Source organism: Pedobacter foliorum, assembly GCF_013266735.1.
GTDB lineage: Bacteria > Bacteroidota > Bacteroidia > Sphingobacteriales > Sphingobacteriaceae > Pedobacter > Pedobacter foliorum.
Window position 1 is genome coordinate 18,528 of sequence record NZ_JABSNU010000002.1, and the last position, 17,413, is coordinate 35,940.

The 17,413-nt window shown below is 37.3% G+C and carries 6 protein-coding genes; all 6 read left to right on the forward strand.

Annotated elements, in window-relative coordinates; genetic code table 11:
• The first annotated feature begins 5 nt into the window (after positions 1–5).
• The 6 genes from HQN83_RS03990 to HQN83_RS04015 all read left to right on the forward strand — a co-directional run bounded on the left by HQN83_RS03990 (position 6) and on the right by HQN83_RS04015 (position 17,337).
• Positions 6–2,732, forward strand: coding sequence for a carboxypeptidase-like regulatory domain-containing protein (locus tag HQN83_RS03990; RefSeq protein ID WP_173088877.1), 2,727 nt, complete (start codon positions 6–8; stop codon positions 2,730–2,732).
• A gap of 6 nt (positions 2,733–2,738) precedes the next feature.
• The gene (locus HQN83_RS03995) at positions 2,739–5,507 is read left to right on the forward strand and encodes a TonB-dependent receptor (RefSeq protein WP_173088879.1); all 2,769 of its coding nucleotides are present in this window, start codon (positions 2,739–2,741) and stop codon (positions 5,505–5,507) included.
• 21 nt (positions 5,508–5,528) lie between these two features.
• Positions 5,529–6,335, forward strand: a complete 807-nt coding sequence (locus HQN83_RS04000; protein WP_173088892.1) for an RHS repeat protein — start codon at positions 5,529–5,531, stop codon at positions 6,333–6,335.
• A 5-nt stretch (positions 6,336–6,340) separates the two neighbouring features.
• The gene (locus tag HQN83_RS04005; protein WP_173088894.1) at positions 6,341–8,866 is read left to right on the forward strand and encodes a carboxypeptidase-like regulatory domain-containing protein; all 2,526 of its coding nucleotides are present in this window, start codon (positions 6,341–6,343) and stop codon (positions 8,864–8,866) included.
• Between the two features lie 113 nt (positions 8,867–8,979).
• Positions 8,980–14,529 (forward strand): hypothetical protein, encoded by a 5,550-nt coding sequence (locus tag HQN83_RS04010; RefSeq protein ID WP_173088896.1) that lies wholly within the window; start codon positions 8,980–8,982, stop codon positions 14,527–14,529.
• 87 nt (positions 14,530–14,616) lie between these two features.
• Positions 14,617–17,337 carry a carboxypeptidase-like regulatory domain-containing protein gene (locus HQN83_RS04015; RefSeq protein ID WP_173088898.1) on the forward strand — a complete coding sequence of 907 codons (2,721 nt, stop codon included), beginning with the start codon at positions 14,617–14,619 and terminating at the stop codon, positions 17,335–17,337.
• Positions 17,338–17,413: the final 76 nt, after the last annotated feature.

The window sequence follows — 17,413 nt, forward strand, 5'->3', positions numbered from 1 at the left end:
TAGTTATGAGGCGCTCTAAGGTTGGATTATTGTTATTTCTCTTGATTTTTTTGGCATTTGTACCAAAAGATGATGATCCCATTGAGAAATTGGTGACCTCTTTGCAGAAATGGACTGAAACCAATCCTCAGGAAAAAGTATATTTGCATACCGATAAGCCTTATTACGCATTAGGCGATACGGTTTGGTTTAAGGCCTATGTAACCATTGGCAGCAGGCATCAGCTCTCTGCATTAAGTGGCGCTTTGTATGTAGATCTGATCAATGAAAGAGATTCGATACAACAAACTTTGAAACTTCCGGTTACGGCAGGAATGGCTATTGGAGATTTTGTTCTAAGTGATACTTTAAATGAGGGTAATTACAGGATAAGATCTTATACCCAATGGATGCGCAATGCCGGTGAGGACTACTTCTTCGATCGGACATTTATGGTAGGAACTGCTTTTGGTAATGAGGTGATAATTAAAGCAGATTATCAGTATAAGACCGTCGACGATAAGCCGGTTGTCACAACAGTACTAAATTATAAGGATGAGGGGGGTAATTCGCTTTCTGATCGGGAGGTGAGGTATGAGCTGGTTGTTAACGGAGCTACAATAGTTAGTAAAAGTAAGAAAACTGATGTTAATGGGAATATAAGTATTGATATGCTCAATAATCAGAAATCTAATTTGATAGGAGCTTATATTAAAACTACGGTATTGGCCGATAGCAAGATAAATATTACCAAAGTGATTCCTATAAAAGCGGCGCTTTCACAAACTGATGTGCAGTTTTTTCCTGAAAGTGGCATTCTCGTAAATGGGATATCTTCAAGGGTAGGTTTTAAAGCAGTTGGTGCAGATGGTTCTGGGGTAGCCATTAAGGGTGTTGTTACTGATAATGAGAATAATGAAGTAGTAAGTTTTGAAAGTGAGCATGCGGGTATGGGGATGTTTAACTTGAAGGCTGAACAAGGGAAATCATACAAAGCAAAAATTACTTATGCTGATGGTTCAGAAACAAGTTTAGCGCTTCCAAAGGCGGAGCAGGAAGGGTATGTTTTAGCTGTTTATCAAACGTCAAATGATAGTTTGCTGGTAAGGATTAATGCTTCCGCCGATCAGGTGAGAGATCAGCAACTTGTTAGCTTGATTGCACAATCAGGAGGGGAGATGATTTATGGCTCCCGGGTAAAAATAGTTAAACCTTCAACCTCGGTATGGCTACAAAAGAAAGATTTTCCGACAGGAATTGCACAGTTTACACTGTTTAATGGGAGTGGAGAACCTTTAAATGAGCGGATCGCCTTTTTAAAGAATCCCGACCTGATGCATTTAAAAGTGAGTGTCGTTAAATCTGAATATAAAAGTAAAGAGAAGGTTGAAATAGAATTGGATGCGAAAGACCGTATGGGTATGCCTTCGGTAGGGAATTTTTCTGTAACAGTAATTGATGAGCAGAAAGTACAATCAGATGAAAATTTGGAAAGCACCATCTTGTTTAACATCCTCCTGACTTCAGATTTGAAGGGGTATATAGAAAAGCCTAATTATTACTTTTTAAAGGATTCGGAAGAGATAAACAGAGCTTTGGATAATTTGATGCTAACACAAGGGTATAGAAGGTTTGTTTGGAAAGAATTATTGAATCCTGTGAAGAATAAACCAGTTTATAGAGCAGAACAGTTGGGCGTAGAGATATCGGGAAGGGTTCTTACTCTAGGCAACAAGCCTGTAGCTAACGGAAAGGTGACCTTGATGTCGTTGACAGCAGGAATAGTACAAGACACAACAACCAATGCGGAGGGCAGATTTAAGTTTGTAGGATTAGTACTGAAAGATAGTATAAAGTTTGCAGTGCAGGCAAGAACGGCAAAGAATGGGAAGCAAATAGAAGTGGTATTGGATACTGTGCCAAAGCAGTTGTTGACTCAGAATAGAAACATTGCTGATGTTAATACAGATATCCCCGCAAGTATTAAAGCATATCTCGAAAATAGTAAAAAGCAGGATCAGGCTTTCTCAAAGATGGGTGGTTTAGGTCGTACACAAAGGCTAAAGGAGGTAAATATCAGGGCAAAGAAGCTTCAAAGTGAAAAGTATACGGCTCAAGGTATGTTTCAAGTACCTGAAGGTCATTCTGATCAAACTTACATTATGGAAGATGGAGATAAATGTGCAACGCTTGGTATTTGTTTACAAGGGAGATTGTATGGAATTACTTTTACTAATTATCAAAAAGGCTACTGTTCAATTGCTAATTATCCCCACGTTCGTAGTGGGAATATTTTGAGTCCGGTAAGTGTTTTTCTTGATGGAAGAAAAGTGTCTGATTGTGATGAGTTGAGGGGTATTTTTGAATTAAATGTCGTAGATCCGGCTAGCATAGGGAAGATTGATGTTGTTAGATTGAGTATGACCTTTGATCAAGGGATATATATAGTAACAAAAAGAGGTTGGGCACAAAGACCAAGATACATTCCTTCTATTACCAACATTTCTCCAAAGGGTTTTAATAAGGCCCATCTGTTTTATTCGCCTCGTTATGATCAAGCCAATGCCAATGTAAACTTGCCTGATCTTCGTTCCACGATTTATTGGAATCCGACTTTAAAAACAGATGAAGACGGTAAGGTAAAGTTTGATTTCTTTAACGCAGATGGACCTGGTAATTATAAAGTTGTTGTAGAGGGAATTAATGCTGCGGGTGAATTAGGAAGGTTAGTGTTTAATTACAAAGTAAACTGATTTAATATGAAACGTTCTCTTTTGCTTCTGTTTTTTCTTCTTGGTATTCTGGCATTTGTGCCTAAGGATGATGATCCTATTGAAAAACTACTAGGCTCTTTGCAGCATTGGTCGGAAACTAATCCTCAGGAAAAGGTATATCTGCATACCGATAAACCCTATTATGCATTAGGCGATACGATTTGGTTTAAGGCCTATGTAACTATCGGTAGTAGGCATCAGCTTTCTGCATTAAGCGGAGCTTTGTATGTAGATCTGATTAATGAAAGAGATTCAATACAGCAAACATTAAAACTTCCGGTTACGGCAGGAATGGCTATTGGCGATTTTGTGTTAAGTGATACTTTAAATGAGGGAAACTATAGGCTAAGATCTTATACTCAATGGATGCGCAATGCCGGTGAGGACTACTTCTTTGATCGGACATTTATGGTTGGAAATGCTTTCGATAATGAGGTGATAGCTAAAGTTGATTACCAGTATAAAACAATTGAAAATAAACCGGCAGTGGTGGTTCAGTTAAATTACCGAAACGAAGGAGGTGAAGTACTTTCAGGTAAGGGAGTAAATTATGAAATTGTTGTGGACAAGGAAGTAATGACAACTGAAAGAGTGAAGACTGATGCTGATGGAAATATAGTAGTTAGCATCTTTAATGACCCAAAAAAGGATTTAAAAGGTGCTTATCTGCAAACTACAATAAAAATAGATGGAAAGAAAAGTGTTACTAAAACAGTTCCGATAAAGGCTGTACTTTCACAGAGTGATGTGCAGTTTTTTCCTGAAAGTGGTAGCCTTGTTAATGGAATAACTTCGAGGGTTGGCTTTAAGGCTGTAGGTGTTGATGGATTAGGATTGCCGATTAAAGGTGTTGTGAAGGATAGTGAGAATAAGGAAGTGGTCAGTTTTGAGAGTTTTCATGTTGGTATGGGAATGTTTAATTTAAAGCCGGAGTCTGGTAAAAGCTATCATGCAGTTATTACTTATCCCGATGGATCAGAGATGAAATTAGATCTGCCAAAGGCTATAAATCAAGGGTATGTACTTGCGGTTTATCAAACCTTAAATGATAGTTTATTGGTTAGGATTAATGCTTCAGCAGATCAGGTTAAAGCCCAGGAATTTATTAGTCTCATTGCACAATCAGGAGGCGAAGTGATTTATGGATCACAAGTGAAGGTAATTAAATCCTCAACCTCTGTCTGGCTACAAAAGAAAGATTTTCCGACAGGAATTGCCCAGTTCACTCTTTTTAATGGCAGTGGAGAGCCCTTAAATGAAAGAATTGTGTTTGTAAAGAATCCGGATCTGATGGAGCTTAAATTAAATACAGTAAAGGATAATTACACTGCCAAAGGAAAGGTAGAAATGGAATTGGAAGCTTTGGATTCTAAAAGAAATCCCGTTATTGGTAATTTCTCTCTAAGCGTGATTAATGAAACGAAAGTGCCATACGATGAGGCGTTTGAGAATACATTGCTTTCAAATACGCTGCTTAATTCTGATTTAAAGGGCTATATAGAGAAGCCTGGTTATTATTTTGCAAAGGAAACAGAAAATGCAAATCAAGCTCTTGATAATCTGATGTTGACACAGGGATACAGAAGGTTTGTCTGGAGCAATCTTGTAAAAGAAAATAAGAATCCCCTTACTTATAAAGCTGAACAGCTTACTTCAGAAATCTCCGGCAAGGTGCTGAGTTTAGGTGGTAAACCTATTGTTAAAGGAAAGGTGACTTTATTATCCTTGCGCGCCGGAATTGTAAGAGATACAATTACTGATGAATCAGGTCGGTTTAACTTTGATCAGCTCGTACTTACTGACAGTATAAAATTAGCTGTGCAAGCAAGAAGAGCAAAGAATGGTAAGAATGTAGAAGTAATATTGGATAGTGTTGCAATACAAAAGCTAACTAAAAATAAGAATACGGCCAATATCAATGCCAATATTTGGGGCAGTATTAAAGAATATCTGAATAACAGTAAAAAACAAGATGAAGCTTTGGCGAATGTGGGTGGATTAAGTAGAACTCAAAGGTTAAAAGAAGTTAATATTCAAGCTAAAAAAATAAAACCAATAGTTAGAGTGCATAACTTAAATGGGCCAGATCATTATGATCAAATTATCAAAGCAGAAGAACTTAAAGCATGTGCAACTTTAGCAGGATGCCTGGAGGGAAGATTAACTAATATTATTCTTAGAAAGGTTTCAATTTCGGAAATGTGTCCTCCGGTTACCTGCGCATTTTCGGGGAGAACTTCAGTCGCTGAATATAATAAAGAGTCTGCAATGTTAATTGTTCTTGATGGAATTCAGTATAGTCCTAGTGATGGGAATTGTAACGTAATAGGTGGGATTTTTGATTTTGGAGATCCGTCGCCTGCTGATATAGAAAGTATAGAGGTTTTAAGAACTCCAGGGTTAACTAATATTTATGGAAACAAAGGAATGAATGGAGTGATATTGATCAATACTAGACGAGGTGGGAGTGGTAATGAAAGATATACTCCTTCGATAGCCAATATTTCTCCAAAGGGTTTTAATAAAGCCCGTCTGTTTTATTCGCCTCGTTATGATCAACAGAATGCTAATATGAAATTGCCTGATCTTCGTTCCACCATTTATTGGAATCCAATTTTGAGAACTGGTGAAAATGGTAAGGTGAAGTTTGATTTCTTTAATGCGGATGGATCTGGGGTATATAAGGTTGTTGTTGAGGGTATTAATGCTGCTGGGGAATTAGGTAGGTTAGTTTATAGATATAGAATTGATTAGTTTAATGGAAAAAAAGAACAAATGAAAGTTATCATTCTGGTTTTATTTTTATTGACATTTCCGCTCTTTAATTGTCTAGCCCAGTTCCCTTTTTATGGAGATCTGCAAAAGCCTAAAGGGAAAGTGAAGTCATTTACTGAGACTTGCTATGAGACTACCGGGGGTATAAATACTTTGGTTCAAAAAAGAAGTTATGCTTATGACTTAAATGAGAAACTGATTGAACAAAAGATATATGATACCATAGATAGTAACTCCATAGAACAGACCATAAGTTATGTATATGAGAATAAGGAACTCTTAGAAGAACAAGGTGATGGTGAACATGGTTACAGGATTAAATATATGTACTATGATAATGGAAATATGATGGCGAAAAAATATATTTCTGATGCTGTGAAAAACTTGGAACGCTATGAGTATGACAATAAAAATAATAGGAGCTTACGCGTTTGTTATGATGGATATGGAGAATTAAAGCTTAAGGAGGTATATAGGTATGATAACTCAAATAACCTCATATTAAAGCAGTGGAATGATTATGATACTACTTTAAATAGCGGAAGTATTGCCTATTCAATTGAATCAACATTACTGTGTAGTGGGGAACGGGCTTATGCTCCAAATGGACATTTAAAATACTCAATTACTTATGAATACGATGACAAGAATAATATGGCTCAGGAGATTAGATATACCGGAGGAGGCTATGTTGACTGGAGAAGGAAATATTCATACGAGTATGATGTGAAGGGTAATTGGCTTACCCTTAATAACAAAAATAAAGCAAGTACTTATTTAACCAAAAGAGATATTAACTATTATTAAATATTATGAAACGAGCGCTCTACATTCCTTTCTTTTCCGTTGTAATTCTGGTTTTAGCATTTATTCCCGGTGATAATGATCCGGTTGATAAGCTAATTGCATCTTTGCAAAAATGGGTTGAAACTAATCCACAGGAAAAAGTTTACTTGCATACTGATAAGCCTTATTATGCAGTTGGTGATACCATTTGGCTTAAAGCTTATGTAACAAGTGGGAGCAGACATAAGCCATCAACCCATAGTGGGATAGTGTATGTAGATCTGATTAACGAAAGAGACTCCATACAGAAAACGCTTAAGCTTCAATTGACTAAAGGAACGTCGGCCGGAGATTTGATATTAGCAGATGATTTTAAAGAGGGTAACTATAGACTAAGAGCTTATACGCAATGGATGCGTAATTCGGATAAAGATTATTTTTTTGACCGTACTTTCATTGTAGGTGATCCCTTTCTTAACAGTGCGGATGCCAAAACGAATTCCCCGATTGCAAAGAAGGAAACTAAAGGAAAGGAAAATAAAAAGACTGATGTTAAGGGTGAACTTTCTGAGAGTGATGTTCGGTTTTTTCCGGAAAGTGGAGATTTAGTTAATGGGATAACATCTAAAGTAGCTTTTAAAGCTATTGGAATTAATGGTGCCGGAATAAGTATTAAAGGTAAAATAAAAGACAATGAGGGTAAAGAAATTGCTGGTTTCTCTAGCTTGCATGCCGGGATGGGGGCTTTTAATCTAAAGCCAGAATTAGGGAAGAGTTATGTGGCAGAAATAATTTACCCGGATGGATCAGAAAAACAAATAATGCTTCCTAAAGTGAGTGATGATGGTTACGCTGTTTCAATTAATCAGGATAATAAAGATAGTTTAAGTGTCAGTATTAAAGCTTCTTCAGGTTTGTATCAGTCGGCAAAAACTGTTGCTCTAATCGTGCAATCCTCTGGAGAGGTTATTTATTCTTCTTCAATAAAAATAACCAAACCGATAACATCAATACGACTCGCCAAAGGTAGTTTTCCTACAGGAATTGCCCAGTTTACCTTGTTCAATAATGAAGGCGAGCCTTTGAATGAAAGGATCGCATTTGTTAAAAGCAGGGATCTGATGCAATTGAAGGTGGAAACTGAAAAGACAAGTTACAATACTAAAGAAAATGTTGAGATAGAGTTAGAATCAAAAAATCCATCAGGAAAACCTGTGGCCGGAAATTTCTCTGTAACTGTAATTAATGAGGGTAAGGTGCCATTTGATGAGGCTTCGGAAAGTACAATACTGTCAAACCTATTGCTTAGTTCTGATTTGAAAGGCTATATAGAAAAGCCTAACTATTATTTTATTAATGAAACCGAAGAAACTAGTAGAGCTTTGGATAATCTGATGTTGACGCAAGGCTATCGGAGGTTTGTGTGGAAGAGTCTTGGTCAGGCTTTTACTCCAGTTTACAAAACGGAAAAGTCGGGTATAGAAATTTCTGGAAAGGTAGTTACATTAGGGAATAAACCACTTGTAAATGCAAAAGTGAATCTGCTTTCATTAAATGGAGGTATCATGGAAGATGCCAGGACATTTTCTGATGGAAGATTTAAGTTCGAAGACTTAATGTTTAAAGATGGTTTTAAGTTTGTAGTGCAGGGCAAGACAAGTGATAACCGAAAAAATGTTGAGGTAATATTAGATAGTGCTCAGGTGGAGGGTATTACTAAGAATAGAAATTTGCCGGATGTTGGTAATGGCACTAGCACAGATATTAAAGTCTATCTTGAAAATAGTCGAAATCAGGATCAGGCATTGCCTAAGTTCGGCAAGTTAAGTCATGTTCAAAGGCTTAAAGAAGTAAAAATAATAGCCAAGAAAAGGGAAAGTGAAAAACTTGCTCCTCAGGGAATGATGCAGATTCCTGAAGGACATGCTGATCAAACCTTTTTTCTTGAAAAACCTGAAGTTTGTGCCAATTTAGGGATTTGTTTACAAGGAAGATTACATGGGGTGCGTTTCGGGAAGGGAGGAAAAGATGGGGTAGTTAACAATTATCCATTATATCATGATACTTTAGCTGATTCAGTGCGTCTTATGCAGGTTATAGTTAACGGAAGAAAAATTGAGGACGATATGGAGATTGCTGGAATATTTGATAACAATGACATAGATCCTGTTGATATTGTTAAAATTGAGGTGGTTAGGAGCAATTTGGCATTGATAGGGTTGTTGGGGAGATCCTCTATTCTTATTTACACAAAAAGAGGTTACCTGAGAAATAAAAGATATACCCCAAATATTGTCAATTTTTCGGTAAAGGGTTTTGATAAAGGGCGTGAATTCTATGAGCCCAGATATGAAAATGGGGATAAAAATAATAGGATTCCTGATTTTCGTTCTACGATTTACTGGAATCCTGCTGTGAAAACTAATAATGAAGGTACGGGTCTCTTTGATTTTTATAATGCGAATGAACCTGGGATTTACAAGGTTGTTGTAGAGGGGATTAACTCTGCAGGTGAATTAGGGAGATTGGTTTATAGGTACACAGTGAAATAAATTAAGCTGTTGTCCCTATTCTGTTGTTCTGAGATGTCTTTGTTTATATATACGCAATCATATTTAAAACAATGGAAAATCAAAGCTTCATAAGATTCCTTAGGATTGGGCTGATGTTATCAGTCCTAACTTTTCTGGCCTTTGTGCCAAAGGATCAAGGACCGGTTGAGAGATTAGTAACCGCATTGCAGAAATGGATAGAAACTAATCCACAGGAAAAAGTGTATTTACATACCGATAAGCCTTATTATGCACTTGGCGATACCATTTGGTTTAAGGCCTATGTAACTGTTGGTAGCAGGCATCAGCTATCTGCATTAAGTGGTGCACTGTATGTAGATCTAATAAATGAAAGAGATTCGATAGAAAAATCTTTAAAACTACCGGTTACTGCTGGTATGGCAATGGGTAATTTTAGTTTAAATGAAGAGCTTAAAGAAGGGAATTATCGGGTAAGGGCTTATACCCAATGGATGCGAAATACAGGTGAGGATTATTTCTATGACCGTACTTTTATTGTCGGTAGCCCATATAGCAATGAGATTATTTCTAAAGTTGATTATCAGTATAAGGTAATTGATAACAAACCGGTAATAACTGCCCAATTGAGTTATAGTGACGATGAGGGGCAAGCCATTTCAGGACGATCGGTGAGTTATCGGGTAGTAGCGCATGGGGAAACCATAACAACCAAAACTGTAAAAACAGATGCTAATGGAGTCATTTATATAAATGTTCAGAATGATAAGGCTGCAAATCTACAGGGAGCTTATATCCAAACAACTATAGAAACTGATAGTAAATTAAAGATTACTAAAGATTTTGCAATAAAGGCAGGATTTTTAAATAGTGACATTCAATTTTTTCCAGAAGGTGGTGGTTTGGTAAATGGGGTTGCTTCAAGAGTAGGTTTTAAGGCTGTAGGAATGGATGGGAAAGGTGTTTCGGTTAAAGGAAAGGTGGTAGATGAGCTAGGAAATGATGTTGCTGACTTTGAAAGCCAGCATGCAGGAATGGGGGTCTTTAATTTGAGGCCCGAAGAAGGAAGAGCTTATACCGCGAAAATAACCTATCCTGATGGTTCGGAAGGGTCTATTGCTTTGCCTAAAGCAGAAAATAAGGGGTATGTACTTGCTGTTTATCAACCAAATAAAGATAGCGTACTGGTAAGGGTAAATACATCGCCTGTTATGACTGGTACTCCATTAAAAGTTAGCCTTATTGGGCAATCCGGAGGTGAAATAATTTATGCTACATCACTTGATATTACTAAATCCGTAAACTCAATCTGGCTGCTGAAGAAAGATTTTCCGACAGGAATAGCTCAGTTTACGCTGTTTAATGAAAGTGGTGAGCCTTTAAATGAAAGGGTTGCTTTTATAAAGAACAACGACCAGATGAAACTGGAGATTACAACCGCAAAGCAGAGCTACAAATTGAGAGAAAATGTAAGTGTAGGACTTCAAGCTTTTAATTCAAATGGGAAACCTGTAGCAGGAAATTTCTCGGTAACTGTTATTAATGAGGATAAAGTGCCTCTGGACGAAAGTAATGAGCATACTATATTATCCTCAACATTGCTTACTTCAGATATTAAAGGGTATGTGGAGAAGCCCAATTATTATTTTAATGCGGAAAGTGAATCTTTAGATAAAGCCTTAGATAACCTGATGCTGACACAGGGGTATAGACGCTTTACCTGGAAAGAACTTTTAAGTGGTTCTTCGGTTAAACCAGAGTTTATGTCCGAAAAGTTAGGGACAGTGATTTCTGGAAAGGCAGTGTCGCTAACAAATAAGCCTGTAGTTAAAGGAAAAGTAACATTAATGTCGATGAGAGCTGGCATACTGGAAGGAACAACTACTGATACGCTCGGACGATTTAAGTTTGATCAGCTGGTTTTAACTGATAGTGTGAAATTTAGCGTACAGGCCCGGACAGAAAAGAATAAAAATAAAGTAGAGGTGATTTTGGATCAACTTCCGGAACAGAACCTAGGTAGAAATAAAAATTTACCGGATGTAAATACTGATATCACGGGTACAACTAAAGCCTATTTGGAAAATAGCAGAAAGCAGGAGGAAGTATTGGTAAAGATGGGTAAACTGGATAGGGTACAGAGACTACGGGAAGTGAAAATCAGCGCAAAAAAGCTGCAGATTGAAAATTATTCGCCTCAAGGTGCGATGGTAATTCCTGAAGGTCATGCTGATCAAACTTATATAATTGATAATCCGGAAACCTGTGCCAGCTTAAGTATTTGTTTGCAAGGTAGGTTGCAAGGCGTGCAGTTTAGAGAGTATATTAATGGACCTGAAAAGATTCTTCTATATCCTCATTATCTTGAAACAGATTTTTCACCACCTAAATGGGTTCCTTTACAGGTTATTTTAAATGGCAGGAAGCTTGATGTTAGCGAAACAGCTGATATATTTTCCTCAAATACAATAGATGCTACAGATGTTGCTAAAATTGAAGTTGTTAGGCAGAATGCTGCTTTGAAATCATATTTGAAAGGAGCTGCTTTGTTAATCACAACTTATAAATCAAGGAAAACTAAATATGACCCGAGTATAGTTAATTTTCTGCCCAGAGGTTTTAATAAAGCCCGCGAATTTTATTCGCCAAGATATGATCGTCCGGGGCTCAATAATCAGGCTCCAGATTACCGCTCAACTGTATATTGGAATCCCGGAATAAGAACTTTCGATGCAGGGAAAACCACATTTGATTTCTTTAATTCCGATGTAGCAGGGAACTATAAGGTGATTGTTGAAGGAATTAATGCTGCGGGTGAACTAGGTAGGCAGGTTTATAGGTATAAAGTAGAAGGCGGGGAGTTTCAGGCTCAGCAACCGATAGTTCAGAATGCTAAAGGTGTAGTTTCGGCATTACAGGATTTTCATAGTAAACTACCAGAGGAGAAGGTTTACCTACATACTGATAAACCTTACTATAATCTGGGTGATACGATTTGGTTTAAAGCATATTTATTTGATCCTTCTTATTTATCTGCTTCAGAAAAAAGCGGGTTGCTGTATGTTGAACTTAATGATGATAGTGCTGAGGTAGTTAGAAGAATAAGTATTCCTATAAAGCAAGGTTTAGGCTGGGGACAAATCCCATTGCCTGCAAAGATTTTTCATGAAGGGGGATACACCTTACGTGCTTATACCAATTGGATGCAGAATTTTGGAGATGATTATTTGTTTAATAAGCGTTTTTATTTAGGTAAGCCTAGTCAGAATATATGGCTAGTGAAATCGGAGGCAACAATTGATAAAGTGGCAGACAAAGATCAAGTTAAAGTAAATATTAACCTGATGCGTTCTGATAAAGTTCCTCTTGGATTGCGTGACGTAGGGATTAGAGTAATGGAAGGTGATAAGTTGCTCTTTAAGGAAGAACTTAGAACTACTAATGAGGGGGATTTAGCACTGATGTTTAATCTCAAAGAAAAGGCTGATGGCAAAAACATAAGAATAGATATTAAAAGTCTGGCAAAAAATGATGGGAGTCAGGTACTAAGTGTCCCATTGAATATTAAACGTCAGCAAAATATTGATCTACAATTTCTACCTGAGGGTGGTGCACTAGTAGCAGGATTAAAATCGTTTGTTGGTTTTAAAGCAGTGGCCGAAGATGGAAAAGGAGTGAATTTTGAAGGGGATGTTTATGATAGTAAAGGAAATGTGATTGCTCCAATTGCCAGTTTAGTTAATGGGATGGGATCATTTGAATTTATCCCTAAGGATGGTGAAAAATATACAGCTAGGTTAACTAGGCCACTAGAAAATGATAAAAGTTATTCTTTGCCATTGGTAAAATCCACTGGAACTGTTTTGCATGTGGTTAATAATAGGGAAAGTGACTCTCTTGAAGTTAATGTAATGGCTACTTCGGGCGCCATTAATTCTGATAGTACTTATTATGTAATAGGTACTTCACGAGGAATAGTGTGTTATGCAGAACAGGTGGATTTTAAGAAACCTAAGCTGATGATAGGTAAAAGTAAGTTTGCAACAGGCATAGCCAGGTTTACTTTGTTGAAAGGAAAGCGTCCTTTAAATGAGCGTATTGTATTTGTCGATCATCAGGATCTGGCCACGGTTAATGTAGTGCCTAATAAAAGAAACTTCCTAAAAAGAGATAGTGTTGCTTTGGCTATTGAGGTAAAAGATGTAAACGGAAATCCGGTATCAGGGAGCTTCTCTTTATCGGTAACTGATGATTCGCAAGTTAGGGCAGATAGTTTAGGGAATCATGATATTGCAGCTAGTTTGTTATTAAATGCAGGATTGAAGGGTGTAATAGAAACTCCCGGGTATTACTTAAGTAAGAAAGATAAGCAAACCTGGACAGCGCTTGATAACCTTATGCTTACGCAGGGGTGGACAGGCTACAAATGGGATGATGTATTTAATGAATCAGCAGCGCCTAAATTTATTGCTGAGAAGGAGTTTAAAGTAACAGGTAGAGTGACCAATCTTTTTAAAAAACCTATATCTGGAGCTCAAATGCTGATATCTTCACAAAAACCGTTTTTTATAACAACTGCAATAACTGATCCGCAAGGCAAATTTATGTTCTCGGCTTTGCCTCAAATTGATTCCGGATCTTTCTTTATTCAGGCCAGAAGTCCAAAGGGGAAAACTATGAATTTTGGAGAAGTAGAAGTAGATCGACAACTGTTTCCTCCGGCCGAAGAAATGTTTAGAAATAAAATAATGCCCTGGTATGTAAACACTGATAGTACCCAACTGAACTACGTTAAAAATAAAGCTATCCTATTAAAAGAAGAAAAGTTGAATGCTGGAGGTATTCCTTTAAAAGAGGTTAAGATTGTTGATAAAAAGGTCATAAAGGGTTCATTTAATAAGGGTAAACCAGCTGATTTGGTTTTTGATGAAAAGGACATCAAAGAATCTGCGGTGATGAGTCTGTATCAGTTACTTAAACAAAAAGTGCCCGGATTTAGAGTGGTTTTTGAAGATGGCTTTGCAAAGATGAAGATGAATAATTATGATTTGATGATTAGTATTGATGGAAAACCACTTCCCATGTTTTATAGTGATGTACATGATGTAATTGATCCAAGAGTTGAGGATATTAAACAGGATTTGGAAGACTTTAAAATTGCCACTTTTAGGGGGTTGGAGGTTTTCTATACCAGAGCAGCTAAATCTGCATTTACTGGGGGTAGTGGTGCGGGATCTGCAGGGGGTACAGGTGTGGGGTCTGCAGGGGTTGCTATGGCTAACTATGCAGCGAAATTTGGAGAAAATGGGGGAAAACAGCCAAATACCTCAAGAAGGGAGGTTGAGATGGCTGTTGCTCTATTAACAACCTTTAGTGGTACCGGCTGGCATAGAATTAACAAACCTGATGTCGCTTTTTACCGACCTCTCCCAATTATGTATCCGCAGGAATTTTACCGGGCAAAGTATGTTGCTACGAGCGCTTCAGCGATGAATCCAGATTTAAGGGCAACTATACATTGGGAGCCAAACGTTGTAACAGATGCTCAGGGAAAAGCAAATGTGTCTTTTTATACTGCTGATATTCCAGGATCGTATACTGTAACCATTGAGGGAAGTAATATGAACGGCGTTATTGGAAGTAGTCGATATAAACTGCTGTTACCTAAAGAAGTTAGTAAGTAATTATCTCTTAATTTTTACACCTAATAAATATGCGCTTCATGATAATTTTTTATATTTATGAAATTCTAACCAACCAGAACAAACCGTATGAAATTTAAAAACGCTCTTAAAATTGCGATTCCTGTGCTATTAGTTGTCGGGGCTTTCTCTTTTACGCCAAAGGATACTGATCCTGTAGAAAAATTAGTAGCATCGCTGCAAAAATGGACAGAAACCCAACCACAGGAAAAAGTATACCTTCACACTGATAAACCTTATTACATGGTGGGTGATACCATCTGGTTTAAAACTTATGTAACTATTGGAAGCAAGCACCAGCTTTCTGCACTTAGTGGCGCAGTATATGTTGATCTTTATAATGAGGCAGATTCACTTGCTCAATCATTAAAGCTACCTCTTATAGCGGGTATGACTAAGGGTAGTTTTGTATTGCCGGATAGTAGTTCTCACGATGGTAATTACCGGATTAGGGCCTATACACAATGGATGCGTAATTCTGATCCTGCTTTTTTTTACGATAAAGTAATTAGGGTTGGTAACTCAGTTGCTAACACTGTTTTTTGTAAAATAGGCTATGAATATAGTAAAGATGGATCGAAGGATGTTGTAACCGCTGTATTAACCTATTCCAATGATAAAGGTGAGGCTTTAAGTAATAGGCATGTCGACTATGCGCTTTTAGAAAATGGCTATGAGAAAGTATTTAGTGGTAATAAAGAAACGGATAATTATGGGCAGCTAAAGATAAAATTAGATGGCGGTAAATCGGGTAAGTTACAGGATAAGCATCTGACAGCGAAGCTTCAAACGAGAGAAAAGGAAATAGTGGTCAAGGATTTTTCAATTAAAAGCATATCAACACAAACGGATGTTCAGTTTTTTCCGGAAAGTGGACCGTTAGTAAGTGGAATACGCACTAGGGTTGCATTTAAAGCAACAGGGACTGATGGATTAGGTGTGCCAATTAAAGGGGTTATCATTGATAATGATAGTAAAGAAGTAGGAACTTTTGAGACAACCCATCTTGGAATGGGACAATTTAGATTGCTTCCTGAAAAGGGCAAATCTTATCAGGCAAAAGTGACTTATCCTGATGGTTCTGAAAAATCGATTAAATTACCGGCAGTTCAGGAAAGCGGATACGTTCTTTCTGTTTTTAACAATACTGAAACAGATACGGTACTTGTACGTATTGTGGCCAATCCTTCTATTATTGAAAAAGGGGCCCAAACAGTTAGTCTGATTGCTCAAGCTAGTGGTAGCGTTAGTTACGCAAGCAGTATGCCAATAAGTAAGGCGCAAACTTCTCTATCGATACCTGCAAAGGATTTGCCATCCGGAATAACTCAATTTACATTGTTCTCTTCTACCGGTGACCCGATGAACGAAAGGGTAATTTTTATCCAGAACAATGATCAGATGGATGTTAAATTATCTACAGCTAAAAAAGTTTATGCAGGAAAGGAAAAGGTAGAAATAGACTTAAATGTAGCTGATGGAAGCGGCGCTCCTGTAGGAGGTAATTTTTCAGTATCTGTAGTTAGTGAAGATGCTGTTCCGGTTGATGAGACGAAAGAAAGTACCATATTTTCTCAAATATTGTTAAGCTCTGACATAAAGGGCTACATAGAGAAGCCTAGCTATTATTTTAACAATCCTACTGAAGAAACTAAAGCAAATCTTGATCTTTTAATGCTTACCCAGGGCTACAGAAGATTTGTTTGGAAAGATATAACGGCTGGTAAGCCATTTCAGCCTGCTTTTCAAGCGGAAAAATTAACCACTAATGTTACAGGAAGATTATTGAGTTTGGGAGAGAAGCCCATAGCTGGTGGAAAGATATCCTTGATAAATAATAAATTAGGGGTGGTAATTGATACCGTAACGAATGCACAGGGTTATTATAAATTTAGTGATCTCTTAATTACGAATGAGATCAGCTTTACCGTTCAAGGTAGAAACGCAAAAGGTGGTAAAAACGTAGAAATAAAAGTTGATAAGATTCGTGATCAGGACAGAACACCAAATTTTAATATTGGTGATTTGGATACTGATCTGGGTAAGTCAATGTTAGCTTCGCTTGAGAATAGTAAAAAGCAGGATGCTGAAATGGTAAGGAACGGTCAAATGGGAAGAGCACAACAACTTAAAGAAGTAATAATAAGTGCGAAAAAGCGTAAGAGAGCATTTGGCTATGACCTTATATTGGATGGACATGCAGATTTTACTTACAGACCAAATAATGTACAGGCATATGGGACACTTTTGGAATGGTTAAGAGCTACAATTGGCAATGTTGATTTTAGATCTTCTGAGGCTGATTGTGGACCTGTAACCTTGCCATTTACAAGAAATGAAAAAATGGGGGTATTTGTGGATGGTAGAAGAATTAACGATTGTGAAGTTCAGGATCTGTTTTATTTAGATCCTCTGGATATTGAAAGGGTAGATGTTGCTCGTACTAATGCGGCTATAATCAGTATGGCTGGAGGGCCTTGCTTGTTCTTGTCAACGAAAAGGGGAGTTGGAATATTACGTTCAGGATATAATCCTGAAGTTGTAAGTTACGCGCCAAGAGGCTTTAATCCCGTAAAGGAATTTTATGCTCCGGTTTATGATAGCAACAGTCGTATAACTGATTTAAGAAGTACCGTTTACTGGAATCCTGGAGTGTTGGTTGGTGCAAATGGAAAAGGGAAAATTAGCTTTTTTAATGGAGATACCAAGGGTGTTTACAGGGTAGTTATTGAAGGTATTAATGGGGATGGTTTGTTAGGCAGACAGGTGTATAAATACGAAGTTAAGTAAAAGATATTTTTCTTGAATGATTTGTCCCCAATTGGGACCTCATAGTTGTCTTTGTATTTGATAACCGAAGTGTTAT

What these genes read in the sequence shown, in the direction of transcription:
- HQN83_RS03990 (WP_173088877.1), top strand. Translation starts at nt 6, where the DNA reads ATGAGGCGCTCTAAGGTTGGATTATTGTTATTTCTCTTGATTTTTTTG.
- HQN83_RS03995 (WP_173088879.1), top strand. Translation starts at nt 2,739, where the DNA reads ATGAAACGTTCTCTTTTGCTTCTGTTTTTTCTTCTTGGTATTCTGGCA.
- HQN83_RS04000 (WP_173088892.1), top strand. Translation starts at nt 5,529, where the DNA reads ATGAAAGTTATCATTCTGGTTTTATTTTTATTGACATTTCCGCTCTTT.
- HQN83_RS04005 (WP_173088894.1), top strand. Translation starts at nt 6,341, where the DNA reads ATGAAACGAGCGCTCTACATTCCTTTCTTTTCCGTTGTAATTCTGGTT.
- HQN83_RS04010 (WP_173088896.1), top strand. Translation starts at nt 8,980, where the DNA reads ATGTTATCAGTCCTAACTTTTCTGGCCTTTGTGCCAAAGGATCAAGGA.
- HQN83_RS04015 (WP_173088898.1), top strand. Translation starts at nt 14,617, where the DNA reads ATGAAATTTAAAAACGCTCTTAAAATTGCGATTCCTGTGCTATTAGTT.